The sequence below is a fragment of the Cyclobacterium xiamenense genome, from assembly GCF_009467825.1.
In the GTDB taxonomy this organism is placed as follows: domain Bacteria; phylum Bacteroidota; class Bacteroidia; order Cytophagales; family Cyclobacteriaceae; genus Cyclobacterium; species Cyclobacterium xiamenense.
The window spans coordinates 18,764-43,787 of record NZ_WIOK01000017.1; the positions used below are offsets into that span (position 1 = coordinate 18,764).

The 25,024-nt window shown below is 47.7% G+C and carries 18 protein-coding genes; 5 read left to right on the top strand and 13 right to left on the bottom strand.

Features of this window, described 5'->3' with window-relative positions; translation table 11 throughout:
- Positions 1-39: 39 nt before the first annotated feature.
- The gene (locus GCU44_RS13790) at positions 40-378 is read right to left on the bottom strand and encodes a PadR family transcriptional regulator (RefSeq protein WP_154856917.1); all 339 of its coding nucleotides are present in this window, start codon (positions 376-378) and stop codon (positions 40-42) included.
- Positions 379-776: 398 nt separating this feature from the next.
- Between GCU44_RS13790 and GCU44_RS13795 the strand changes: the two genes are divergently transcribed.
- Positions 777-1,892 carry a putative type IX sorting system protein PorV2 gene (locus tag GCU44_RS13795; protein WP_154856918.1) on the top strand — a complete coding sequence of 372 codons (1,116 nt, stop codon included), beginning with the start codon at positions 777-779 and terminating at the stop codon, positions 1,890-1,892.
- Positions 1,855-6,927 (top strand): putative type IX secretion system sortase PorU2, encoded by a 5,073-nt coding sequence (gene porU2 / locus GCU44_RS13800; RefSeq protein ID WP_241684953.1) that lies wholly within the window; start codon positions 1,855-1,857, stop codon positions 6,925-6,927. The genes GCU44_RS13795 and porU2 overlap by 38 nt, the downstream gene beginning before the upstream one ends.
- Here porU2 and GCU44_RS13805 read toward each other — a convergent pair.
- Positions 6,916-8,421 carry a hypothetical protein gene (locus tag GCU44_RS13805; protein ID WP_154856919.1) on the bottom strand — a complete coding sequence of 502 codons (1,506 nt, stop codon included), beginning with the start codon at positions 8,419-8,421 and terminating at the stop codon, positions 6,916-6,918. The genes porU2 and GCU44_RS13805 overlap by 12 nt on opposite strands.
- 208 nt (positions 8,422-8,629) lie before the next feature.
- Here GCU44_RS13805 and GCU44_RS13810 point away from each other — a divergent pair, with 208 nt between their 5' ends.
- Both GCU44_RS13810 and GCU44_RS13815 read left to right on the top strand, forming a co-directional pair.
- Positions 8,630-10,345: an Ig-like domain-containing protein gene (locus GCU44_RS13810; RefSeq protein WP_154856920.1), complete on the top strand. Its 1,716-nt coding sequence runs from the start codon at positions 8,630-8,632 to the stop codon at positions 10,343-10,345.
- Between the two features lie 105 nt (positions 10,346-10,450).
- On the top strand, positions 10,451-11,374 hold the full coding sequence (locus tag GCU44_RS13815; RefSeq protein WP_154856921.1) for a sugar phosphate isomerase/epimerase family protein: 924 nt from the start codon (positions 10,451-10,453) through the stop codon (positions 11,372-11,374).
- A gap of 67 nt (positions 11,375-11,441) precedes the next feature.
- Here GCU44_RS13815 and GCU44_RS13820 read toward each other — a convergent pair whose 3' ends face one another.
- The 5 genes from GCU44_RS13820 to GCU44_RS13840 all read right to left on the bottom strand — a co-directional run bounded on the left by GCU44_RS13820 (position 11,442) and on the right by GCU44_RS13840 (position 16,615).
- Entirely contained in the window at positions 11,442-12,911 is a 1,470-nt protein-coding gene (locus tag GCU44_RS13820) for a DUF6600 domain-containing protein (protein WP_154856922.1), read from the bottom strand.
- A 163-nt stretch (positions 12,912-13,074) separates the two neighbouring features.
- A complete protein-coding gene (locus GCU44_RS13825) occupies positions 13,075-13,242 on the bottom strand; it encodes a Lacal_2735 family protein (RefSeq protein ID WP_143057618.1) in 168 nt (55 codons plus the stop codon).
- 46 nt (positions 13,243-13,288) lie between these two features.
- Positions 13,289-14,872 (bottom strand): toxin-antitoxin system YwqK family antitoxin, encoded by a 1,584-nt coding sequence (locus GCU44_RS13830; protein WP_154856923.1) that lies wholly within the window; start codon positions 14,870-14,872, stop codon positions 13,289-13,291.
- A gap of 167 nt (positions 14,873-15,039) precedes the next feature.
- The gene (locus GCU44_RS13835; RefSeq protein WP_154856924.1) at positions 15,040-15,603 is read right to left on the bottom strand and encodes a hypothetical protein; all 564 of its coding nucleotides are present in this window, start codon (positions 15,601-15,603) and stop codon (positions 15,040-15,042) included.
- Positions 15,604-15,616: 13 nt separating this feature from the next.
- The gene (locus GCU44_RS13840; protein WP_154856925.1) at positions 15,617-16,615 is read right to left on the bottom strand and encodes a 3-oxoacyl-ACP synthase III family protein; all 999 of its coding nucleotides are present in this window, start codon (positions 16,613-16,615) and stop codon (positions 15,617-15,619) included.
- Between the two features lie 451 nt (positions 16,616-17,066).
- Here GCU44_RS13840 and GCU44_RS13845 point away from each other — a divergent pair, with 451 nt between their 5' ends.
- Positions 17,067-19,628 (top strand): malectin domain-containing carbohydrate-binding protein, encoded by a 2,562-nt coding sequence (locus tag GCU44_RS13845; protein ID WP_161993942.1) that lies wholly within the window; start codon positions 17,067-17,069, stop codon positions 19,626-19,628.
- A gap of 56 nt (positions 19,629-19,684) precedes the next feature.
- Here GCU44_RS13845 and GCU44_RS13850 read toward each other — a convergent pair whose 3' ends face one another.
- From GCU44_RS13850 to GCU44_RS13875, 6 genes are all read right to left on the bottom strand, one after another.
- The gene (locus tag GCU44_RS13850) at positions 19,685-20,650 is read right to left on the bottom strand and encodes a beta-1,6-N-acetylglucosaminyltransferase (RefSeq protein ID WP_154856929.1); all 966 of its coding nucleotides are present in this window, start codon (positions 20,648-20,650) and stop codon (positions 19,685-19,687) included.
- Between the two features lie 14 nt (positions 20,651-20,664).
- A complete protein-coding gene (locus GCU44_RS13855) occupies positions 20,665-21,513 on the bottom strand; it encodes a polysaccharide deacetylase family protein (protein WP_161993943.1) in 849 nt (282 codons plus the stop codon).
- 299 nt (positions 21,514-21,812) lie between these two features.
- A complete protein-coding gene (pssE, locus tag GCU44_RS13860) occupies positions 21,813-22,292 on the bottom strand; it encodes a PssE/Cps14G family polysaccharide biosynthesis glycosyltransferase (RefSeq protein WP_092174541.1) in 480 nt (159 codons plus the stop codon).
- Positions 22,293-22,342: 50 nt separating this feature from the next.
- Positions 22,343-22,831, bottom strand: coding sequence for a PssD/Cps14F family polysaccharide biosynthesis glycosyltransferase (gene pssD, locus GCU44_RS13865; RefSeq protein WP_092174543.1), 489 nt, complete (start codon positions 22,829-22,831; stop codon positions 22,343-22,345).
- 56 nt (positions 22,832-22,887) lie between these two features.
- Positions 22,888-23,904, bottom strand: a complete 1,017-nt coding sequence (locus GCU44_RS13870; RefSeq protein WP_154856931.1) for a glycosyltransferase family 4 protein — start codon at positions 23,902-23,904, stop codon at positions 22,888-22,890.
- 12 nt (positions 23,905-23,916) lie between these two features.
- Positions 23,917-25,014, bottom strand: coding sequence for a glycosyltransferase (locus GCU44_RS13875; protein WP_092174547.1), 1,098 nt, complete (start codon positions 25,012-25,014; stop codon positions 23,917-23,919).
- Positions 25,015-25,024 lie beyond the last annotated feature (10 nt).

A 25,024-nucleotide genomic window follows, 5' to 3' on the forward strand; every position in this document is an offset into this window, starting at 1 on the left:
GCTAAGGTTAAGAAATAATTGGCACTATCCCGAATGCATTCAGTGGTTTTTTGGTTTTGAAAGCAATTGGTTGACTGCGGAATTCAGGTTTTTCCAGGTTTCCTGCAGTTCGTTCAAAAATTGGTGCCCTTTATCGGTTAGAGAATAATACTTTTTGGGAGGACCTACATCGGATTCTACCTGCTCGTAGGTTGCCAGCCCTTCCTGTTTCAACCGGTGTAGCAAGGGGTAAAGTGTGCCTTCGATGACGATCATTTGAGCGTCTTTTAGTTCTTCGATAAGATCCGAGGCATAGATTCCTCCCCGGCCCACCATATGTAGTACACAAAATTCCACGATTCCTTTTCGCATTTGTGTTTGGGTGTTTGAAGCATTCATGGTTTTTGGATTAATAGCCAGTAGCAGGAACCGGTCTTTCGGTGCACAGGTCCCGCTGGCAAAAATTGTAAGAAAAATAATACCAATTTTTTTCCGGCTACCTGCCGGTACGCGGAACTGTGTTGCCGGAACAGAGATTTTAAGGATAGCGACGTTATAAACGACTGTTTAGTAGCTATTAAGGACATAAATCATTAGCCAAGACGCAGGGATAATTTTCTCTTAATTATTACCGATTCACGAGTCAGGTTGAAATACGCATTGAAAAACCCAAACTCCGAACAGTTTTTTGTTCGCTTTTGAACATTACGCACACGATCTGGCTGAATTTTTCCATTTGCTGCGTATTTCGATTGATTTTTTCTTTTTACTTTGCAGTGGAATTATTATTTAAACTTATGATTTCCAGGGCTTATTTTTATGTGTGGGTAGGTTTGGTGCTGTGTGGTTCCGTTAAGGCTCAGGGGATAGCGCCCAAGTACTCCAATGAATTTCTGACCATAGGGATAGGTGCCAGAGCCCTGGGTATGGGTGGGGCTCAGGTGGCTGCCGTGAAGGATGTGACCGCGGCCTATTGGAACCCTGCCGGACTATTGGGAGTGGCTCACGAACACGAGTTTTCGCTCATGCATGCGGAATATTTTGCAGGGATTGCCTCGTATGATTACGCCGCGTATACCACCAATATACAGGAGGACAATCAGGTAGCGGTATCCATTATCCGATTTGGCGTGGACGATATTCCCGATACCCGTTTTTTGTACGATGCGAACGGTGCGTTGAATTATAACAATATTCAATACTTTAATGCGGCGGATTATGCATTGATTTTAAGCTACGCACGGGACATGAGCGATCATTTCAAGATGGGTGTAAATACAAAAATCATTCACCGCAATGTTGGTAAATTTGCAAAAGCATGGGGATTTGGGCTGGATTTTGGCGCCATTTACCTGGTCAATGGCTGGAGGTTTGGCTTTATGGCCAGGGATGTCACGACTACCTTCAATGCCTGGTCGCACGATGCCGCGATGGTCCGGGATATCTATGCGCAAACCCAGAACGAGATACCGGTAAATAGCATCGAACTTACCTTGCCCAAGGCCATTTTTAGCCTGGCCAAACGTTTTGAACTTGGAATGGATCTTGGCTTGTTGGCCGTTTTGGATCTGGATTTCTCGTTTGACGGGCAACGCAACTCCTTGTATGGAAGCAGCCTGTTCAATGTAGATCCCCGATTCGGTATGGAACTGGCCTACAAGGAAACCGCGTACCTTCGGATGGGCGCGGGAAATGTGCAGCGACTGAAAAACTTTGATGGGTCCTCGTACACTTCCCTGAAACCAGGTTTTGGCCTGGGGTTCCGCCTGAGTGAAAAGGTATTGGTAGATTATGCGCTTACCGATATAGGGAGTATTTCGGAGACTCCCTATTCGCATGTTTTTAGTGTAAAGGTTTCGTTGAACCCATTAAAAGATGATTTCAGAATATATAGCGGGTGGGAAAATGAGTGATCTGTTGCGGAAAGGATGCTGTATGTTGCTGGTTTTTTTCTCCACGCATGCGCTCCTTACGGGGCAGGATAATCAGTGGATTGACTTTGGTAGCGATTACTATAAAATCCCCACGGCTTCGGACGGGGTGTTTCGGTTGAGCTACACCACGCTTGCTGCGTCGGGTATTCCGGTAGAATCGATCGATCCGCGGGAAATTCGCGTTTTTCACAGAGGAAAAGAAGTGGCGGTGCACCTATCGGGGGAAGGGGATGGCTCCTTTGACCAGGGGGATTACCTGGAGTTTATTGGAAAGCGAAACGATGCCAGCATGGATCGGCAACTCTACGAGAATCCGGATTGGATTCCAAACCCCTATTACAATACCCACTCCGATACGACGGCGTTTTTTTTAACCATTACCCCAGGGCAGCGGGGGCAAAGGATGCGCGTGGTAGCGCTGGATCAGGGTAGGGAAGAAGTGAGTAGCTTCCAACGAACAGCCCTTTCTTCGTTTGTAGAGCAATATTCTCTGGGGAGAGTATATTTTCCCGGTGTTCGCCTATCGGTTTACGATGAGGGTCAGGGATGGACTTCTTCCATCGTATCCAGGGGACTTAGCAGGTCCATCCTATATACGGGGTTGGCAGCTGTATCGGGGGCGGTGCCACCTAGGCTCGAGTTAAGCCTTTTGGGAAGGTCGGGAACGCCTCATCTTACCTCCGTTCGGGTAGGGCCTTCTGAAAATTCGCTTCGAGAATTGGGGAATTATGATTTCAAGGACTATGAGATTCGGCGGATTGAAGAAGAATTAACGGTTGCTGACATCTCTCCACAGGGAGATTTAGTGGTGCGGATTACCTCGTTGGGGGACAATAATGCCATTGACAACATCTCGGTAAGCTATTGCAAGGTTACCTACCATGGCTCCGGAAAGGAAGGTGATTTTGAGAAAGAAACCTTTGGACTAGATGATGGCGGTGGCAAAATGCGATTGTCAGGACTCGATGACTCCTACCTGGCTTATGATATGGAAGATCCCGACAATCCAATAAAATTGGAAATGGAGCGGTCGGGAGATTTGCTTGAATTCCCCACCGGCCTTCCCGGAAAGCCCGCCAGCGTACTGGTTCAAAACCAGCGCCTGGTGAAGGAAATCAATGTGATGAAACGGGTAAGGTTCAGAAATTTTTTAGCACAAAATGCCAATTATCTGATAATCACGCATGCGTTGCTACGTCGACCTGCCGCAAATTATGGAGATCCGGTGGGAGCTTATGCTTCGTACAGGGCCACGCCCGCGGGCGGTGGGTTCGATACCCTGACGGTCACCGTTCAGGAATTATACGACCAGTTTTCCTACGGAGAAAGAACGCCCCTCGGCATTCGTAATTTTTTGAAGGCGTACCAAAGCCGATTCAGTCCGGAATACCTACTGTTAATTGGGAGGGCGTATGGCATGATCAATACCCGAAGGCAAGGAGGAGTAACTTATTTTTACCGGACAAACCCGGACCTTTTCGATTTTCAGGAATTAATTCCCTCTTTCGGCTATCCCTATTCCGATAACCGCTACGTCGTCGGCTTGGATCCAGGGTCTCCATTGGAACAACGGATCAGTATCGGACGCATTCCTGCCAGAACTCCGGATGATGTGGGCGCCTACCTGGACAAAATGAAGGAAAAAGACGCTCTGGGAGTCACCGAGCCCTGGCAAAAGGACTTGATTCATCTCAGTGGGGGGCGGTCGGCTTTTGAGTTGGAGCGTTTTTTTAATTTTCTAAACGGGTTTAAAGCTGTCGCCGAGGATATTTATTTGGGAGGCAATGTTGCCACCGTCCGAAAGCGATCCAATGCAACAACGGAGCTAATCAATATATCGGAAGAGATCAATCAGGGTGTAGGATTGGTTACGTTTTTTGGGCATGCGGCTCCTTCTACTACCGATATCGATATCGGATTTGCCAGTGTGAATGAAATGGGTTACCGAAACAAAGGGAAATACCCGGTGCTTTTACTGAACGGTTGTGATGCCGGAAATGCGTACGGGGATGCCTATACCTTCGGGGAGGACTGGATCGTGACTCCGGAAAGGGGGGCGTCCAATTTTCTGGCACATGCCGACATTGGCATCGATGTGTATTTACGACGGTACAGTGAATCCTTCTATGCGCGGGCGTTTGCCGATTCTTCCCTGATTCACCAAAGCCTGGGGAAAGTCAAAATAGAGGCCGAAAAACTACTGTATAGCCGGTATGGAACCTCGGAGGTGAATCAATCGCACGCAAACCAAATCATTATGTTGGGAGACCCTGCTGCCCGAATGTTTCCCGCAAATAAGCCCGATTATGCCCTGTACCCGGATGAAGTCCGGCTACGGGGACTGGGCGGTGATCCCTTGAATTCCCTGTCTGATTCCCTGGAGCTATCTCTGGTGGCCAGAAATCTGGGAATGGTGCTTTTGGATTCGGTGACGCTGGACATCGAACGGCAATTGCCTGACGGCACCTTGACCCGACTCGATACCCGAAATCTCCGTCCTGTTTTTAGAAAAGATAGCCTTTTTATAACCATTCCTAACACGGGAATCAATTCTTTTGGTGACAACCTCTTTACCGTTGCGCTGAACAAGGGACGTGAACCGGACGAAATGACTTTCGCTAACAATTCCGTATCGGTCTCTTTTTTCGTTCCATTGAGCGGTACGTTAAATTTGTTTCCCCTGGAGTTTGGCATCGTCAGCGAACGCTCTTTTGAACTGGTGGCGCAGATACCGGGTCTTGCCCGGGAAGAAAGAAACCTGGTCATCCAATTGGATACGGCGGCTGATTTTTCCAGTCCGAGAAGAAAGGAAGTTCGGATCACTACCGATAATCTGGCCAGGTGGGCTGTGGACCTGTTTGAGGACCTTCCCCTACAGGACTCCCTGACGTTTTATTGGCGAACCCGGTTTTTGGAGCCCAGGGATGGCGAAAATGCAGCCTGGAATACAAGCAGTTTTTCCTTTATTCAAAACGGTCCTGAGGGCTGGACCCAGCGGCGCCTCCCGCAGTTTGCCGGCAATCAACTGGATCAGCTTACGCTTGATTTATCCAAAAGGGAATGGCAATTTCAGGAAACCGCGCTGAATATTGACGTGTTTACCTTTGGGGCCGATACCGAGGGATACAGCGTGGAAAACACGCAAATCATGCTGAATGGGGTAGCGTATATTTTGGATACATTCAATCGGTTTTGTCCGAATGGCTCCCTCGGACTCATGGCCTTTGACCACCAGACCCTCGAACCCTATTTGCCGGTTCCTTTGGTGACTGTTGACGTATTGGATCCCAGATCCTGCGGTCGGGTACCGCAAGTAATCCAAAGTATTCGCAATGCATCCATTGTAGGGGAAGGGCAGACCATGCTGTTGGATTTTGTGGACGGCACGAAACCGGACGATTACGTGATTATTTTTTCTGTAGGCAATGTCACCTTTTCAGACTGGCCGGATGCGGCCTATCTAAAATTAAAAGAATTGGGGGCTAACGAGGCCACCCTGCGAAATTTGGAAACAGGAGACCCATATATTCTATTCGGTCGCAAAGGCATGAACCCGGGGGAAGCGATTGAGGTGGTGCCGGATACCGACGCCGAATTACCACGAGATTCCCAGGTGATTAATTTTGAAACAGCTATCACGGGGTACTTTCCATCGGGAAGAATTTTGTCTCCCAAAATTGGTCCCGCGGCAGATTGGGTTAGTTTTTTTAATGAAATCAACGGGAAAGAGCACTATCTCCCCGAAACGGGTAGTATGGATGTGGTCGGCGTTACGCCGGAGGGAGGGGAAGTGTCGCTGCGCTCAAATGTTGGAGACGCACCGCTGGATCTTTCCGCGTTTAGTGCAACCGACTACCCCTTCCTGAGATTAAGGTATTCCCTGGAGGATCTACCGGAAAACTCCTTACCCCAATTGGCAAAATGGCAGGTTAATTATACCGGTGTGCCAGAAGGGGTGTTGGTACTTAAAGATAAACGAAACGAATCGATCCTTCGGGAAGGGGAGGAAGACGAGTTGGCCTTCGAATTTGTAAATATTTCCAGGCATTCGTTTCCCGATTCGATCACCATTGATTATACCTTTCAGAATCAGGAACGGCGAAGTATCGAGCGAAGTAGTCTGAAAATTGGGCCCGCGCAAGCCGGTGAGGCAGTTGCCTTTACCCTGCCATTCGATTCCAGGGGTCGGCCGGGAAGTAATTCCCTGAACGTTTTTGCCAACCCCCGGATTTTCCCGGAACAGTTGTACAGAAACAACGTGTTGGATCTGCCCGGATTTTTTAAGGTGCAGGGAGATGATCTAAACCCGGTACTGGATGTCAACTTTGACGGACGATACATCATGAATGGCGATATTGTGTCGCCAAACGTGATCATTTCTGCCCTCGTAAAGGACGAAAACAAGATTGCACTAAAAAAGGATACATTGGGGATGGAACTCCTGTTACGCAAGCCCTGTGAAACCTGTGATTTTGAAAAAATTTCCTTTAGTGATCCGAGGGTGAAGTGGTTCGAGGCTACCGAAAATGCGGATTTTAAAATTGAATTCCAACCCGGTCCCCTGGAGGATGGCCGGTATGCCCTGCGAATCAATGCGATGGATGCATCCGGGAATCAGGCAGGAACGGAACCTTACGAGGTAAGTTTCGAAGTGATCAACGAAAGCCAAATTACGCATTTTTATCCCTACCCCAACCCCTTTAGTAACCGGGTGCGTTTTGTTTTTACGCTCACTGGGGCTGAAATTCCGGACGAGATAAAGATCCAAATCATGACCGTTAGTGGCAAGGTAGTAAAGGAAATTTTCCAGGATGAGTTGGGTCCGGTAACTATCGGGAACAATATTTCTGCCTATGCCTGGGATGGAAAAGATGAATTTGGCGATCAGTTGGCCAATGGCGTGTACATTTACCGGGTATTGGTCAGGAAAAATGGACAGTTTATGGAGCTTCGGGATAGTGCAGGCGATAAAGCCTTTAAAAAAGGGTACGGGAAAATGTATCTACTTCGGTAAACTCGCTGAGTAAAGGATCAGTGTTTCCCCATCTATAAGGCGATGAACGGAAGGGTTTTCAGCCACTTGCTTCCAAAAAGAGTCCGGTCTGAAAAGGACGATCACCGCCGTCCCCTGCATGAGGGAGTTTAGGGATTCCTGCCGCTGCTCCAGCATTTTGTCCGGGGCTAGCGGTTCGTTTTTTCCGTTGATAAACGCAAATGCAGGGTCCAGACGAATCACCTCTTTGTCTCGATAAGACAGCATCAGCTTTTCGGGGTAGTCTGTTCGTATTTCTATCCGCTTGCCTTTGAGCAGGGTTACGATATTCCTTTTCAAGTCACTGTGGTGAAACGAACGGGCTTCCACAAGGGATGCAACGTCTTCCCGTTGCCAAAGCAACAGGTGGCCGACCAGGGTATGACCGGCCACAAGCAGTGCTACAAGGAGCAGCATCTTCGGCCGTTTAATTCGAAGTAAAAATAGCCATAGCGACCAGGAAACTACCAGTAGGTAAGGAAATAGCGTACGGTAATTGACTTCTCGAAAACCGGACCACTGTTGAAAACCCAGAAAAAACAGGGAGTAGATGGTGCCGAAAAGCAATAGGGCATATCGTTTGTTGCCTGATTTATTTTTATGGCCGATCAGAAACAGGACGAGAAAAGCGAGCCAGGCTATTCCCAGTACAAACGCGAGCATTCTCGGTATGTATTGGCTCAGTGTATCGGAAACGACGAGCCCCAGCGTTACCTGCATCCAGGTCGCGAAGTTTTCATAAAACAAAGGGGCCGCATCCAGTCCACTAGCGATGGGAAATGGGGAATCCCCCAGGTGGTAGGAAAGGATGTTTTCCGGGATCGCCCATTGGTAAACCAACCAGGAGAGCAGCGTGGTACCTGCGATCAAAAGCCAGCCTTTTTTACGCTCGATAAAACTCCAAATCACCAAAAAAGGGATTAAAAACAAGGCATTGAGTTTTACCCAGATCAACAGGGCAGACAAACTAGCTATTGCTGGTAAGTAGTAGTCTTCTCCCTTATTTCCCCAAACGAACAGGTATAGCCAAAGGAGTAGCAGTAGGTAAAAAAGGCTGTCGGCGTGGGCACTTCCGATTACCCGGAAGGACCACCACGACAGCAGGCTGATCCCGAACGTATAGAATATCAACAAAAAATAATCGCCCGCCTTCCTGGCGATTTTAACGACCATCCAAATCGCTCCCCCGAATACCAGTACATTCAGCACCAGGATCCTGTCAATAAGCGGAATGAGAGAAAGGGGAGGCTGGGATAGAAGGAAAGGATAAAATGGGGACAAGGAGGAAAGCAAGTAGGGAAAGCCCTCGCTGAGTCTTGCATAACTCAGGGAGTCGGGAGACAGGTAGGATCCGAATTTCCAGAAACTAGCGGCTGAACTAAGGATCAACAGGCCCAACACTAGTTTAAGAATCGATAAGAGGGGGCTATTTCCTTTTATGTCAGGAGACAATTTTTTGTTTTCGGGGTTCACCATGGTCGGTTTTTGGATCGGGACAGTGCAGGTCGCCTGCGAATCATTATGGTAATTTATAGAATTTAATTATATTTTTATCCGTTTTTTGGTTAATTTTATGCTCCAAATCTAATAAATAGTGCTTAATAATTTTGTGATCGACAATTTCGTTTGTAAGAAATTCAATTATTTGCATAGATTGGTTGAAGGGTAGCGAAAACAAAAAATAATGGTCAATTCGATCATGCCGCGGACGTTTTTTTATCGGCAAAAACTTTCTCATTGGAAAGTTTTTACCTGGATCGTTGCTGCCTTTTTGGTCAATCATCTATCTGCCTTTTCCCAAAGTCATGGCGGTGCCACCCGAATTTACACCGATTATGACGGCTTTTGGACATCGGCCACCGGCGCTATTAATCCCGTGCAACCGGACGACTCGCACCATTTGCTTGGATTTACCTGGCAAGGAACGGTTTATTCCACCGGGGTGAACGATTCACAAATGACATTGGAGGGCGTTTCCTATTCTCCCCAGGTATACCAAGCCTTTCCGGTACGGAATGTGCAAGCGAAAAGTTCGGGGACGTATATTGGATTGGGTCAGATTTACGATGGAGTGAATGATGGAATTTCCAGTCCACCGCCTTTTTCTGTACCCCCAAACCTTGCTGGATTTCTTACAGATGGTCTTCAGGGTTTGGATTACGGTACCGGGGTAGCCAATGTTGCCGCAGGGAATGTTATTTTCGATTTTTCGGGAATTATTGATCCCTTGCAGATAGGTGACGGAATTCCGGATATCCTGGTTACCCAGTTTGCAAACCCCAGTGGCACCCTGGATGAGATATTTCTTACCGATGCGTCCGGAAATCAGGTGGGTAATTCGCTGACCATTAATCACAATGGGATAGCGGTTTTGGGGCAATGGATAGCGGATTTTTACGAATTGAATGGAAATTCGGCTGCATTTACCAATGAATCAAGGGACTTACGTTTGTGGGTGGCAGATCTCGAGTCCTTTGGTATCAACATGGGAAACTACGAAACGGTGCGAAGCCTCCGGTACCGGCTAAATGGAAGTAGTGATTTGGCCTTTGCTGCTTACAAGGTAGGGGTCTTTGATATTGTTGCAGCGAATAACGACGAAGGTGTCACCACGATGGAGGAACCAGTTGTCTTAAACGTTTTGGAAAACGATCTGCCAGAGGGTCTTTTGGATCCTACGTACCTGACCATTTTGGCACATCCGGCGAATGGCTCGCTGTCCGTGGACACGAATACCGGCACCATTTCCTACACACCCAATTCGGAGTTCTTTGGAATGGATCAGTTTACCTACGAAATTTGTGGAGCCGGTGGTTTGCAATGCGACGAGGCCCTCGTTACCATAGAGGTTCAGCAAATATTCCTGCCGGTTGACCTATTGAATTTTTCCGGTACGGTACACCAGGGAAAGGGGATTGCATTGAAGTGGGCCACTGCTTCCGAAAAAAATTCCTGGTACTACCAGATACAATCGTCGACCGACGGTAAAAACTGGGTCGTACAGGGAGAAGTGGAAGGAGCAGGGTTTTCGAGCAAAACCACTACCTATCGCCATTTTTTGCCCTTATCAGGAGATGGAAATGTCTTTTTTCGGCTTCGGCAGGTGGATCAGGATGGAAAGACCACCTACTCGGAGGTTTGGGCAGCAAATTTTGAACGAAGACAACCCAGGGAGTTGAAGGTGTATCCCAATCCCTCCGATAGGGAGCTTTGGCTGGATGGGGGCGATTCTTGCGAGGAAGAAATTCGGATCTATGACCTATTTGGGCGGGAAAAGACAAATTTGATAAAATGTGTCACCGACGCCCCCTGCCTGAATCGCCTGGAAATTGACCGCTTGCCACAGGGAATTTATATTGGCATTCGGGGCGAAGAGTTCTTTCGATTCGAAAAGAATTGATTGACTCAAGGGTGAGAAGCTGGAATGGGCAATTTTTTTTGTAGATTTAACCGCCTATCGGGCGTTTTTTCGATCAAATAACCATTCCATGTTTCCCAAAAACACATGAAGACCAACAGAAGAAATGTAGTGAAGTGTATGGGCCTGGGTGCCCTGGGAGCATTTGCTCCGGCTCCCGCCTTTTCCAGTTCCCCAAAGAAATCTACGTTTAGTTATTGCCTAAACACCAGTACCATCCGCGGTCAGCAGCCGGGACTGCTTCGGTACATAGAGATTGCTGCAGAAGCCGGATACGATGGTATCGAGGTCTGGGTAGACGATGTAAAGAAGTTTCTTTCGGAAGGACACAGTACAGAAGCATTAAAGCAACTCTTTCGGCAGCATGGGCTCCGCGTGGAAAATGCCATTGGATTTGCTCCCTGGATGGCTTCCGATGAATCCAAAAGCAAGGCAGGTTTTCGGCAGATGGAGGAAGAAATGAACATGCTTGCAGAAATAGGCTGCTACAGGGTAGCCGCACCGGGTATTGGGGCGGAGGCACCAGTCGATTTGATGGCGGCTGGGAGAAAATACAAGGCGTTATTGGATTTGGGTAGAAAGACGGGCGTGATGCCCCAACTTGAGTTTTGGGGGGCCTTTGCACCCTTTCATCACCTGGGTCAGATTTTGATGGTGGCAGCGGTGGCCAATGATCCGGATGTTCGATTGCTTCCAGATGTGTATCATTTGTACCGGGGAGGGTCCGGGTTTGATGGATTGAAACTCATTCATGGTCAAGCCATCGAAATATTCCATATGAACGATTACCCGGCCTCCATTCCACGCGAGGAGCAGCAGGACAGGGACCGCGTTTATCCTGGGGATGGTGTGGCACCTTTGTCGCAAATACTTCGCGATCTGAGGGAAATGGGCGGAGACAAAGTCCTTTCACTGGAACTTTTTAATCCCTCTTATTGGGAAAGGGATCCGTTGGAAGTGGCAAAAACAGGACTCTTGAAGATGAAAAACGCCGTAAAGGCGTCTTCCTGAGGGCTGCCGCCAGGCTAGTCACAAAAAAAGGCGGTTGCAAACCGCCTTTTTTTGTGACTACAATCGACTAGTTACCTCTTCGGGAGCGCTGACTGGAAGCTGCAGGCGCGCTGCGTTGGGTTCTTGGCGTAGAAGGCGCCACCCTGTGCGGTGTTCCGCTACTACCCCTGTTTTGGTAGGTTCGGGTAGAACGGGTAGCCGGTGCGCTTCTAAGGGTTCTGTTTTGGCTAGCCGGTGCCGAACTCCTCATTCGGGTGGTATTTTCAGGCTTTGCTGTCCGAACCTGGCCTTGGGCCGGTCGGCTGCGCTGTATCGTTGGCGCAGCAGATCTAGTGTTTCGTTGTACCGTAGACGGCTGTCTGCTGGCGTTTACCCGTGGTTGAGAAGGGGCGGATCTAACCGTGGGCTGTGAAGGTGCACTGCTCCGAGGAGCGACGGTCGTAGTCCTGGACCGGGCATAGGGTTGGGATCGTTGCGATGCGGGTGCCTCTTTTCGATTCGGGCTAACGGCTCGGTTTGTATAGGTGGCGCCCCCGCGCGTGCCGCCGGTATCGGACCCAATTCGTGCGGGAGATACCGCCTGATTGCTCCGTGCTGACCGGCTGTCCCGAATATTCCCGTCTTTGAGTGTTTCGGATCTCACGGTATTTGCCGGTGTGCTACCGGGTACTATTGCCCTTCTTTCCGGTTGAACCCGTTCTGCGTTTCTGCTACGGTACTCGGTGGAAGGGATATAGTTTCTCGGCCTGGCCTGAGCCTGGCTGTTACGACTTCGCGCCTGTTCAGGCTGTATCCGAGGTCGGTATAACTCTATGTTGTTGTTGCTTACGGCGGTTCTTCCAGGTCTTCGTCCTTCCCTTACCTGGAATACCGGTACGTCTCGTCGGGTTACCTGCTGCAACTCTCGTCTACTTGGCCCGGCAATGTAGTTCTGATTGTTGTAGACATAAGTATTGTTGATCACCGTCGTTTGCTGGTAGATGACGTTGACGTTTCTACCCGGCAGGTAATAGCGGAAAAGGTTTCGGCTTAGCAAGCGTCGCCTTGGAACAAATACCCAATGGCTGTATACAGGAAATCGAAACGAGGTGTAGAAGCTAACCCGTGGTCCCAGGGGAAACCATCCATAGTATCCACTCCCGGTTCTCCAATTGACCCAGGCGGGCCCCCATTCGTACCCAGGAATCCAGGCCCACCCATAAAGGTCACTAAAGAACCACCTTCCATAGTGGAAGGGCGCCCAGCCCCAATCGTAATGGGAGACCCAGGTATTGCCGTAGGTCGACATGACCCAATGTCCATTGGTCCGGTAGGGTTGAAAGCCCCGTTCGGCGTATGGAATCCATATAAACCCATAATGCGGGTCCTCTACCCAGTCTCCATAGGGACTAAGCTCTTCATAGAAAACCTGAAAGGAAACAGCAAACGGAGAAGCCTGGCTAGTCCTGTTTCCGGCAAACAAAAACAGCAACATACCCACAATGACAAACCCTACAAATTTCTCCGAAAGCGATGAATTGATTCTGAACGTTTTCATGGCGCATAACAATTTGTTGTTAGGAATGTATACGGCAATAAGTGTACCATGTTTCGCTAATGGATTCATTACAAAATATTATATTGAAAAAATAGATTTTTAATACTAAAAAATAGGATGGTGCACAAAAAAAATCACAAAAAAAGCTGGATTTACCAGCTAATTATTTCTTGAGGGCGTCTATCTTTTTTGCAACCTCTTCGGCTTGCGCCATCAGGTCATCTGCCAGGGCTCTGTTTTGGTGAGAGGCTTTGTGGGCTTTCTCCATCAGGCTTTTATAGGTTTCCTGTAATTTTTCTACTTCCGATTTTTTCTTGAATAGACCAAACATATCTTCTTTTTCTATAAAAACCGCGATGCGCGCAGTTTGTTCGGAATTAGTTGAAATCCTGAAACAAATCGCTTTCCTCAGGGATATTTTCCGGCACGACCTCGTCTTCTTTGAAGTTGATGATGTCTTCCAGATTCCCTGAGCGGGTAAAATACTTCCAGGCCCCATTTTTCTTTCCTTCCACCATCTGTCCCTCGGAAGCTAGTTTTCCGTTGTCGTGGTAGTATTTCCAGGTGCCTTCTGCTTTCCCGGACTTATAATTGCCCTCCGATTCCTTTTGCCCATTGATGTAGTATGTCAGCCGGGTACCGTTGCCGTCGGTCAATGTTCCGGCGTCCAGTGTTTCGGTACCTTCGTAATTATTGTATTCACTGACGTTCATTAGTCTGCCAAACTCCCAGGTTTCTTCCTGGGTAAGTTGCTTGTTGTCGTAAAATAGGCCCCACATGCCGTCTTCTTTCCCAAGCAAATAGCTTCCGACTGACTTTAGCTGCCCTCCGTCGTAGTAGTAAAACCACTGTCCGGTCTCGTTTCCAAGTTGGTAGCTGCCCTCCGCTATGAGAATGCCTATTTTGTTAAAGTACTTCCAAAGCCCCGACTTGAGATCGTTTTTATATTCACCGATGGAATAGAGTTTTCCTTCCGGATAGTAACTTTTCCATACGCCTGTACGAAAGCCATTTTCGTATTGTCCCCGAACGGAAGGCTTGCCGTTGCTGTGGTTTTCGATGTAGTCGCCGACCGGTACGCCCAGGTCGTAGGTAACCTTTTTAGATAAGGATTTATCCGGGAAAAACTCCTCCCACATTCCTACCGGAATGTTGTTTTCGTATTTCTCCGTGCGAGCGACCCGTCGGTTTTCGTAATAATAGGTCCAGGTACCGGTTTTATTCCCCGAATCGTCAAAATTTTTCTCGGATTCTTTGATCCCCGTATCCGGAAAGAAACTCACCCATTCGCCCACTTTCTTACCTGCTTCGTAGGTGCCTTCTTCCTGGATTCTACCGGAGGGAGAGTACCGCTTGAATTCGCCGTGCGGTTGGTTGTTTTGGTAGGAGGTTTCGACAACTAACTCGCCAAACGGCGAGAATTCCTTGTACTCCCCATCCTTTACGCCTTCCTTGTAGCTTAATTCTACTGCTTTTTTTCCGTTTTCGTAATAAAAAACCCAGGTGCCCGTTCGCTTACCAGCAGCGTAGTCTCCCTCTATTTTCACCTGCCCGGGGTTGAAAAACCCGTTTTCACCGCGATTTCCGTAGTATTCTTTGTAAGGGCCAATCAATACGCTATCCTGGTATACGGCTTGCTTAATCAGTGTTCCAAACAGGTCGAATTCCTGGTAGTTGCCGTTCAGGAGGTTGTCTTTGTACTCCGCTACAATTCTCCGTTGCTTGTTTCCAAAGTAGCTGATCCAGGGTCCATCCTTAACTCCGTTGTCAAAAGTGCCTTGCTGGATCAGGGCCTTGGTTCTTGGGTGGATGAATTTCCAAAGGCCGTCCATTTTATTGTTCACCATGAGCCCACTGCCCATAAGGGTGGAATCCTTGTTGTACAGGTTGACCATTTGACCTTGTCCAAAAGCGAATTCCATAAAAAAGACGGTGGCGAGACAGGCAAATAGGTATTTCATGAGCGATTTCAATCGATTTATAAAGGTCTTACGGATTGGGCCCGTTCTTGGTTCCAATTTACGGGATATAGTTAAAAAACTTTATTTAGTTTGGAAAAACTTTCCGGGTTTTTGTTTTTTTATCGTTTTAGTCGATTTTTTCTTGTTTTTGATTGCTAGGCTACCTTCTATTTCCGAAGCAGGGAATACAACCGCTTGATCTCCAGTGATACATCCTGTATCACCTGGTCTGGCTCGGTAATCGGCAGGGTTTTGATCAACTGAAGGTGGGAATAGTGGAGCAGGTGTTCCGGCAGGTATTGGACCTCAAAGGGCTCCATTTTATCCTGGTCGATGATTTGCTGGTAGTTCCACCGATCGGCTTTGCAGAGGTTAAACTCGTACTGCGTTAATTTTTCTACCTGGGATGTCCGAAGAAAGGGGTGTATCCGGCCAAGGTAGAGTTGGAGAAATAGGCCTCTTCCCCACCAATGCAATACCCGAATATTCAGGCCAGATTCCGGATCAAAGTCCCGAATGATATCCAGCACCTGGTAGGGGCAGTGCTGCAGTTCGTTTCCCTTGCTGATTTTTATTCCTTTTTGACCTGCGTGGATTTCCGTCAAATCAACCGACCCGACCCGATTGCCTACTTCTGAAAAAATAGTCACAAATAGTTTTTTAGCAGCACTGATTTTTTCAAAAAGTTCCCGTTCCCGGGTAATGGAAAGCAATGAGGCGAAGCTGTACATGGTATTTATTTCGTTACCAGCGAATGAGCGCCGATGCCCAGGTAAACCCGCTCCCAAATGCGGCCAGGCAAATCAGGTCCTGCGGATGAATTTTTTCTTGGATCAAGGCTTCCGAAATCGCTATGGGAATGGTCGCTGCGGTGGTGTTGCCATAATGGGTGATGTTGTTGTAGACTTGCCGGTCTTCCAGACCCAGCTTGGCCTGTATGTATTGGCTTATGCGCAAGTTTGCCTGGTGCGGAATGAGCAAATCCAGGTCTTTTGGTTCTTTTTTGTTGGCCTGTAGCGCTTCCCGGATAACCTCGTCAAACCGCACGACCGCATGCTTGAAAACGGCATTGCCATTCATTGATAGGTTGAACGATCCTGAATCAATTAATTCCTTCGATATGCGCGTTTCCCGGCTGCTTCCCGGGTCTTTTACATACAGTTCTTCCGCATGATCCCCGTCCGCATGCAGGTGGGTTGAGAGAATACCTCGTTCGGGTTCATCGGTGGCCTCCAGGACGACAGCGCCGGCACCGTCTGCAAAAATAACTGCGGAGGAGCGCCCTTCGTCACTTTTGTCCAGTGCAGAGGATTGGATTTCTGCCCCCACTACCAGAATTCGCCGGTACATACCGGTCTTGATAAACTGGTCGGCGATCGAAAGCGCGTAGATAAAACCCGAGCAGGCATTTCGTATATCCAGAGCACCGATTCCCTGCAGCCCAAGTTCCCGCTGCAACAGCACGCCGTTTCCGGGAATGAAATAGTCTGGAGTGATGGTCGCGAATACGATGAAATCAATGGCCTTGGCTGTCAATCCGGCGTTTCTGAGGGCCATTTCCGAGGCTTCTTTGGCCATGCTGGTTACCGTTTCCTTTCCCGGAGTAAACCACCTTCGTTCCCGGATACCTGTGCGTTCGACGATCCAAGCGTCATTGGTATTCATCATGGTGGAAAGATCCTCGTTGGTCACGATTCGCTCAGGGAGGTAGTGTCCTGCTCCGGTAATTCGGGAATGCTTCATGTTTCGGAATGGCGATTTCTTTTCTTGGCAAATAGGGCAAATTTAATGTAAAAATCAATTTTGGCATTGATTATGAAATCGGACCCTCGGAAAAGTGGCTTGATTCACCCCGTTATTGCTGCTCATACTGAAATAATAGCGAATAGAATTTTGTTTGATGGCGGTTTATTCCAAGCTGCTTTTTTGACGTTCATTTGGTGATAATTGAATGTTAATTGATTCAGCGACGTTTAGGCAGAAATTTGACCGTTGGGACTGTAAAAAGTATTTTTATCCCTTCTTGTTTTTTGAAATTAAATTTTGTTTATTTTAAAAAATACACATAAATCAGAAAAATATATTGGTGTATTTAAAATACAAATTAGATTATTTGTAATCATTAAATACATTAAAAAGGCAATAAGTTTCTTTTTTTTACGAATAAATGCTGACAGATCTAACCACAAGTAACATGATTCAGGTAGTGCATAACCGACGGATAGCCGATCCACTGAGTATGCGTAGGGTGCTTAACGTAGCCTTTGCGGTCATTCTCTCCAATTTTGTTTTATTGAATGCTACGCGTGCTGATGCGCACACCCTAAAAAATACCAGGCGTAGTAGTCGCGTTCTCGTTCAGGACTCCGTCCCATCTAACCGGCTAGGGGAACAATTATGGAGCACCGGCCACGAAAGTGGCTCACAAGCGGATTGGTTTGTGAATGGCGGCGGCGGTGAGTTTAATAGCAATACCGGCAACAGTTTCGTCAGCACGGAGCTGGCCAGAACGGGAAACTACGCATTAAAGATGTCCATAAATACCACAAAGGGGGGAGGGCATGCCACAAGAAACTACCGCTGGAAAGAAATATCCGAGCACAACGATTTAATTTTTACACAGTATTTCTATTTTCCTAACCGGATCGATTTTGACCGAAATAACAATTGGTTTAATCTAATCCAAACCAAAGGCGTCAAGTTCGCACCGGGAGGGGCCGGTACTGGTCCGGATCAGATCAATTTGCCGCATTATGTGCTCGGATTGGAAGTACGTGGAGGAGCAGGTAGTGGAGGGGCAAATTACCTGAGCCTTGCCGACCTACAGAAATTTTGGGGGAGCAACCCGGACGTTACATGGAAAGCCCCGGCGGGCATTGACCTGCCCGTCGGGAAGTGGGTAAAAATCCAACTGAGAATTATTCAGGATCGGGGAGACAAGGGCAGGGTACTCGTTTGGCAGGACGATACGCTGATTATTGATACCGGTTTTCGCAATACCCTGAAGCCGGAAGTGGACGTAAACATGTTCAGCATCAATGCCTATGCTGATAAAACTTTTCCGCATGTGACGAACATTTTCCTCGACGATCTTTCGATCAATTTGCCCGGAATGCCGGAAGTGGAAAAAGAACCGGAGCCGTTGACAGCACCTCAGGCAGCTATTGTTTCACCTCGGAATGAAACGGTCATTACAGAAGGGGACGGGCTTACCATCGAAACACAGGTAGCTACTGATCCTCGTGCTGGGATTTCTCAGGTAGCATTTTTTAGCAATGACACGTGGATGGGTGCCACCGAAACAGCGCCTTATGATTTTTCCATTCCCTCCCTCCCAGCGGGGAGCTACCGGCTTAGAGCAAAAATATGGGATACGAAAGGAAATGTTTCAAATTCAGAAGAAGTAAACCTACTGGTTTTGGCAAAATCACCCGTACAAAGCGATATACCGGAATCGGTTCCCGAGGAGCAAGAGGAGATATCCGTTCACTATGGATTTGGATCTAATGATGCCGTGACCTTTGAGGGAGTAGTTTTTGCGCGGGATCCAGGGCCAACGCTTTTTTCCGGGACGTCGTATACCTTTAGTAATCCCGAGGCAAGTGACCTTCCTCTGTACCAACAAGAGCGAAATTCCCCGGATCTACGGCTGAAAATACCGGTAAAAAATGGTCGATATACGGTCATTACCCATCATAACGAACTGTGGTTCGGTAAACGAGGTCCGGCTGCGGGTCCCGGCAAACGGGTGTTTTCCATTGAGATGGAGGGTAATAATGTAAAAGAGGCTTTGGATCTTTACCGCGAGAGCAACAACGCTCCCCTGAAGTTGACGTTTCGGGACATAGAGGTAGTGGATGGAGTTTTGGACATTCGCATGCTAGCCCGATTTAATCGGGCCACGCTTTCGGGGATTTCGATAATTTCTCACCAGCAGGACGCGCCAAACACAGCGCCTGTTAAAAATACCTTTCAACTCTCCCTGAATACGGGTTCCTCCAAATCCACTGTATTTGGTACCGAGGAGTTTTTGGGAGAGATTGGGTCGGTTGATTTCTTTAATTCACCAACTACCTACCAGGCAACGACTGCAAGTAGCGAAGAATTATTTCAATCGGAGCGACATGGGCTTAACCTAACGTACAAAATCCCGGTACCTAACGGTACGTATGTGGTGAAAACCTATCACAACGAGCTCTGGTTTGGAAAGGAAGGTCCTACGGCCGGCGCTGGCCGAAGGGTGTTCAGCATCTCGCTGGAAGGCAAGCAGGTGAAACGTAACTTGGATTTATTTTTAGTAAGCAATAATCAGCCGCTTGAGCTGGTTTTTGAGGAAGTGGTGGTTCAGGATGGACTGCTGGAGTTGGCGCTAGAGGCATCTGCCAACCGGGCCACAATTTCAGGCATTTCTATTTTTGGCAGCAATTCCTCCTCCGGTACGCACCTTCGGGTTGCGCAAAACCAGGAGCAGCCTGTACATGAATTAACAGAAGCAGCTTCTGTTGGTCGGATTTCCTTGTATCCCAACCCTGCACAGGACCGGATTTTCCTGGAGGGAAGTACAACGGATTTTCAGCAATTTCTGATTCACGATACGTTGGGCAATCTATTGTTTCGGTACGATGCTGCTACGCTTCAAAAGGAAGGCCAGGGGTACCTGCTTTCCTTACCAGGTATCAAGGAGGGCGTCTACCTTATCAGCATTGTGAAAATGGATAATTCCGTGGAACGGCTACGTTTTTTGGTGGTTTCCTAAATTGGAAAAATGATGCGAGGTCGATTTCCCCAGTGGAGTCGACCTCGCCTTTTTGATCAAATAGCGAGTGTAACGGGCTTTCTGAGTTCCTCGTCCAGGGTTTCCAGAAGTTCAGGGAATCGGTTCGCGTCAAATTTCCTTGCGAAAAGAAAATCAAAGGGGAGATTTTTTAATCGGGGAAGGTCTTCGGGTTCGAAGGTTCTGGGGGAGGGCTCGTCCAATCCAGACCAATTTGCAAAGGTGGGGGAATGAGCGATTTTTTCTGGAGATCCTTTGTATATTTCCTGGACAATGCTGTGAAACAACATCTCATCGGGTAAATTTGAGTGCTTCATAAACGTCAAAAGCTCCTGGTGATTTTGAGTATAAGCCAGAATGTTAGATGTTGTTTCGGTTTTAAGCGCCCACCAGGTGTCTCCTCCATAGGGTTCAAGGTAAGCGGGAAAGGCTTTTCGTTGCAACAACACCCTCAATTTCCCCGTTTTTTTTCGAATCAGTACTTTTGCCAGCTTTTTCATACTTTCCAAGCGGTAAAATCCCGAAGATTGAATGGAAGGAAGTAGTACAACATCACCTCTTCTATCGGATAAATCGATCTTGTAGCAACGTAGTCGGTCCAGGCCGCCATTGGTCCAGTATGGAGATGGAAGGGGAAAGCAGGAGATAAAGTCTACACCCTTATTTTGTTGGAAATAAGACCTAATATACGCGTTGGATCGTATGGGGTAATCCTGCCCACTCATCAGTACGGCGTAACCATCTCTTTTGTGTTCTTCAAGTAGCCGTAACATGGTCAAAGTGGCAGATACGATGCCTATTCCGCCCCAGGTACATCGTTGCCGCTGCTCTTCGGTCAGCAGGTAAAGGTTCGGAAATTCGCAGAGGACATCTTGGTAGGGCAAAGCGTCTTCCTTACGATCGATGTGTACATAAAACCAGACATTGTCCTGGTTTAACGCTTCCACGAGTTTTTTCACCTGCAGTGGGTTGGTGTGGGCAAGAATTAGGTAGTTGATCGTCATGGGTAGTTGGTTCGCTACGGAAGTTTGCCAAGGAGGACTTGCATTCCCGACGCCTTGACAATGAGTTCATTGATATCGGGAGTATCGTTTGGATCCAGTCGCTTGAGGCGAAACGGATCGGTCCGCGTCGAATTAAATCCTGCTTCTACCGTTAATCCGCACGCATAGCCTGCTGCCTGGGCAAATGCCACCTCACGTTTTGTATAGCTGCCGTTTGGGTAAGCTATTGCATTGATCGGTTGCTTTAGTTTTTTTTCCAACGAACGTTTTGATTCGCTGATTTCCCAGTTGGATTCCTCGTCCTCACAGCGGCTAAGAATCGGGTGGGAAACGGTGTGGGATTGCATCGAGACATAGGTGCTCATTTCCTCGATCTGTGCCGCGGACAAGGCTTGTTTGTTTGGGTATTCTTTTTCCGGGTCAAAACCTCTTGACCGCAGGAAGGCGATGCGGTCTTTATTTGGAATTTTCTTTAACGACCGAATCGTTTTTTTGTCCAACTTCTCCCGGAACCAGTAGTGGCGTCCCGTATCGATGATTCCCGAACAAATGAAAATAGTGGCGGGAACCTTGTACCGTTTGAACACAGGAAGTAACTCGTAGTTTCGTGCGTGGCCGTCATCGAAGGTGACAACCATGGCTTTTTTTGGGAGATGCCGTTCGTCCTTGTTTTGGAGGGCTGTAATCAGCCGATCCAATGAAATGAAGTTATAGTGTTTGGACAAGTAAGCGAACGATGCTTCCGCTGTTTGGCGGTCCATGTCGTGAAAAACCAAAATCGAGACTTTGTTTCGTTGAAAAACTTCCCGAAATAGGACGGGTAATCCGGAATACCGAAGCAAAGCAAAAACAATTTTTTTCATGCGTGGTAAAAAAAGGAATTCGAATGAATAGTAAAGCCGGCTATACCGGTACCGAACAGCTATCACTAATTGGTAAGGACCCATGGCAAGTTGCACGTGAAGAGGCATTGCAAGGGATAGATCTTTTTGGCGTAAGGAAGCAAAGGTAACGAAACCTTTTCTACCATTTCTAGTAATCAGTGCGCAACCGAAGTGAATGTACTAAAGATGTTTCGGGTAACAAACGGTTTTTTTTGGAACAAGGTGTCCAGTGCTACCATTCCCTACATTTTTTTATTCAGTCGCTTCACCTTTTACATTTAAAGACTTTCCATGTACTCATCTAGAAAATTAATGATGTTTTGTTTTTTCGAAACAAAACACGCGGGTTCGAAGGATTCTATGCGCTCCAGTAATTCCCGCAAGTCATCGCTTTCCCTCCATCCCAGGAGGTACTTTTCTTTTTCAAACTCCTCCAGAATCTCCAGCTGGTGGTCGTCTACTACCTCTCCGTACTTCGGCATGCGGGGAATGGCAATTATTTTTTTCCCCATCTTCAGGCCTTTTAAGAGAGAGCCGGAACCGGCATGTGAAATAATAATCCGGGCTTCGCTGTACAACTGATCGAGTTCTTCGACCGGAAGGAACGGTCTGTAGTCCAGGTACCTGGAGGGGAACTCAGTAAAGCCATTTTGTACAATGACGTTTTCACGAATAATTCCCTCCCTACACAGGGCATCAAGAGCAATCAGCGGGCGTTGAAATTGTGTGGGAAACGTCCCCAAAACTACTAGTATCATTTTAGGTCAATTGAAAGGTTAATGAAAGAAAGAAGAATTAACGATGTACCTCAGTAAATACCGCCCAGATAAATGGCTTTTTTATAGAACTTTTGTGGTTCCGGCCATTGTATGATAAATTTATCTGCAAATGGGTAAATGAGATCAGCCGATGCTGCCCGTGATTTGATTCGGGCGTATGACAATATCCAAACCACTTTGGCTCCCAGGATTTTTCCTGCCAGACACATGGGAATGGCTGTATGGCTGCCGGTAGTAATAATCGCTCTTGGACGGTGGTGTGCCAGGATTTTTAATGTCAGGTAGAAGTTGACCAACAAGTGATAGAAAAAGGATAAACTACGTTTTTTTCCTTTTGGCCTACCCCTTAGGAATTTCATATTGAAGTGCTTCGCATACGGCAGGGTGGACGGCGCCTCTTCCGTGACAATTAAGTAATCGAATTTGACAAACCAATCCTTTAATTCCATGACTTGCGCCAAATGCCCCCCATTGGAACAGATAAGAATTATTTTTTTCTTTTTTTCTGAAGTATACATGTGCGTGCTTGGATTAGAAATTGACTTGGATTTTTCCTAAGACTACATTTCCTCGATCAGGAGACGGTCTCAGTGGATGGTATGAGTTGATTGTTTGGAGATTCCTTTTGTACCGCTTGCAGGTAGTGCCGGGCCATGGTCTCGGCAATTTCCCGATGCTGGTATTTTTGATTTCGTAAGAAAGCATCCCGGATGTTTTCCCGCTTTTCCTGCAAGCATTGGATTGTCAAATGGGCCAGTTCGTCTGCGTCATGAGATCCGGCTACCCGACAGTTGGGGACGCCGGCGATGATTTGCTTGACGTCACCCACAGGAACCGCCACCACCGGCAAGTTGCAGCACAGCGCTTCTTTTACCACCTGCGGTGATCCTTCGGTTTTTGATGTGAGCAGGAGGCAGTCTGCTTTGCTAAGAAGCGAGCGGACCTCCGTTCGGCTTAATTGGTCTATACAGGCAAACTCCACGTCGTAGGCGACCTTTTCGCGTATCCTGCGAATGACCTCCTGAAACAAGGGGTAATTTTTGACCTCCCGGCTGGGACTGCTTGGAAATAGTATTAATCTGGAGTTACCCGTGGATTCGGGCGGGGCCTCTGGTCTAAAAAACGCTGTATCTACCCCACAGGTAAGAACGGACACCTGCCGGTTATGTGGCAAAACCAGGTCCTTCATCGCTTGGTTTTGCACAAAGACCTGATCCGCTTTGGGGAGGATCTTCTTCGTCAGCCAAACCTGCCAGGCATTGTTTTCTCGTTTCTGAATGTCACTACCGTGGAGGGTGAGCAATACTTTTGCCTTTGGTTTATAGAAAAGCAGGAAAAGGCCAGACAATCCATAATGTACATGAATGATGTCATAAGCTTTTGACCGAATGCGTTTCGGGATGGCTATAATCGATTTCAGGTACTCCTTTTTTCCCTGATATACCGAATCGATCAATGCAATTTCTGGAGCTAGTGGTAGTGTTTTGGCCAAATCCTCAATTTGCTCCTGGATGAAAATCCCGTCTACGGGATGTTCCGGTGTAGGATACATATTGGTCACATAGAGGGCTGTTATTTTCTTTTCTTGCATGGCGTGATTTCGTTAACCGATCTGTAATGAGGTTTTTTTCGCTTTGGAAATGGTCTCCAGATAGGGAGCCAGATTTGTCTGCGCGATGGTCTGCCAGGAATGTTCGCTGCAAACCTGCCGAATGATTTTTGAGTCAAACCGGTTTAAGTTTTGTAGCAGCTTTTCCAACCCTTCCACAACGGCCTCCTCGGTGTCGGCAATCAATACTCCGCAGGTATCTGAAATGATTTTTGCATTCTCTTCCGTAGCCGTTGCCAACACGGGCAGGCCGGAAAGCAAGTATTCATAGGTTTTAGTGGGCGGCTGATGGGTATAGTACGGCGTGATCGGCACAAACGAAATACCTACGGTTGCCTTTTCAAAAAAGCCATAAAGTTGGTCATTGTGTACGTATCCGGTCGTTTGGATCAGTTTTTTTAGGCCATTCGACTGGATGTATTCCTCAATATCGGCACGTTCGTTACCGGGGCCATCGCCTACAATGGTGCAGGAAATTGGGGGGAATGGAGTCCCCTCTGAGTGGCGTATAAAGCGGTGAAGTCCACGAATAAAGGTGAGCAGGTTTCTGTTTTCCAGGGTACCCACGTAAAGCAAATGCAATTCGTCAAACGCTTTATCCTGGGAGCAAAACCTTTCTCCTCCGAGCGGGAGGAAGTGATAGTGGTCAAAACCCAGTCGTTTCGCTAGTCCATGGCTCAAAATCGATCGGTGGGGAAATCGCCCGGTCTCCCACCTCAACAGGCGGTCTTTCCAATAGTTGACGAACAAACTGTCCGTATCCGTAGCCGTGCGTATGTCCACGTTGAAAGCTTGCTGTGGATTTTGCTGCAGCAAAATCGAACATCCGGGAAAATAGACCAAAAAAACCAGGTCGTAGGCTCCGGTTTGGATTTCCGTATTGATTTCCCGTAAAAAGCGGAAAAATCGGGATGCCTTCGTTCCCTTTCTGGGCAGGTATTTGGTCTGAACGCCTTCTCCCTGTATTTTGGGAAGACCAAAATCCCAACTAATGTGGCATATTCGAAAGTCATTTTTTAGGTACACCCCAAACTTATACGGGTCTATGTGGTAACCGTATTGGGATTTAGTGACGATTAGCAGGCTTTTCATTTTCCTATGC

What these genes read in the sequence shown, in the direction of transcription:
- GCU44_RS13835 (WP_154856924.1), bottom strand. Translation starts at nt 15,603, where the DNA reads ATGTACAGCTTCGCCTCATTGCTTTCCATTACCCGGGAACGGGAACTT.
- GCU44_RS13825 (WP_143057618.1), bottom strand. Translation starts at nt 13,242, where the DNA reads ATGTTTGGTCTATTCAAGAAAAAATCGGAAGTAGAAAAATTACAGGAA.
- GCU44_RS13850 (WP_154856929.1), bottom strand. Translation starts at nt 20,650, where the DNA reads ATGACGATCAACTACCTAATTCTTGCCCACACCAACCCACTGCAGGTG.
- porU2 (WP_241684953.1), top strand. Translation starts at nt 1,855, where the DNA reads ATGATTTCAGAATATATAGCGGGTGGGAAAATGAGTGATCTGTTGCGG.
- GCU44_RS13840 (WP_154856925.1), bottom strand. Translation starts at nt 16,615, where the DNA reads ATGAAGCATTCCCGAATTACCGGAGCAGGACACTACCTCCCTGAGCGA.
- GCU44_RS13790 (WP_154856917.1), bottom strand. Translation starts at nt 378, where the DNA reads ATGAATGCTTCAAACACCCAAACACAAATGCGAAAAGGAATCGTGGAA.
- GCU44_RS13845 (WP_161993942.1), top strand. Translation starts at nt 17,067, where the DNA reads ATGATTCAGGTAGTGCATAACCGACGGATAGCCGATCCACTGAGTATG.
- GCU44_RS13805 (WP_154856919.1), bottom strand. Translation starts at nt 8,421, where the DNA reads ATGGTGAACCCCGAAAACAAAAAATTGTCTCCTGACATAAAAGGAAAT.
- pssE (WP_092174541.1), bottom strand. Translation starts at nt 22,292, where the DNA reads ATGATACTAGTAGTTTTGGGGACGTTTCCCACACAATTTCAACGCCCG.
- GCU44_RS13795 (WP_154856918.1), top strand. Translation starts at nt 777, where the DNA reads ATGATTTCCAGGGCTTATTTTTATGTGTGGGTAGGTTTGGTGCTGTGT.
- GCU44_RS13810 (WP_154856920.1), top strand. Translation starts at nt 8,630, where the DNA reads ATGGTCAATTCGATCATGCCGCGGACGTTTTTTTATCGGCAAAAACTT.
- GCU44_RS13815 (WP_154856921.1), top strand. Translation starts at nt 10,451, where the DNA reads ATGAAGACCAACAGAAGAAATGTAGTGAAGTGTATGGGCCTGGGTGCC.
- GCU44_RS13830 (WP_154856923.1), bottom strand. Translation starts at nt 14,872, where the DNA reads ATGAAATACCTATTTGCCTGTCTCGCCACCGTCTTTTTTATGGAATTC.
- pssD (WP_092174543.1), bottom strand. Translation starts at nt 22,831, where the DNA reads ATGTATACTTCAGAAAAAAAGAAAAAAATAATTCTTATCTGTTCCAAT.
- GCU44_RS13875 (WP_092174547.1), bottom strand. Translation starts at nt 25,014, where the DNA reads ATGAAAAGCCTGCTAATCGTCACTAAATCCCAATACGGTTACCACATA.
- GCU44_RS13870 (WP_154856931.1), bottom strand. Translation starts at nt 23,904, where the DNA reads ATGCAAGAAAAGAAAATAACAGCCCTCTATGTGACCAATATGTATCCT.
- GCU44_RS13820 (WP_154856922.1), bottom strand. Translation starts at nt 12,911, where the DNA reads ATGAAAACGTTCAGAATCAATTCATCGCTTTCGGAGAAATTTGTAGGG.
- GCU44_RS13855 (WP_161993943.1), bottom strand. Translation starts at nt 21,513, where the DNA reads ATGAAAAAAATTGTTTTTGCTTTGCTTCGGTATTCCGGATTACCCGTC.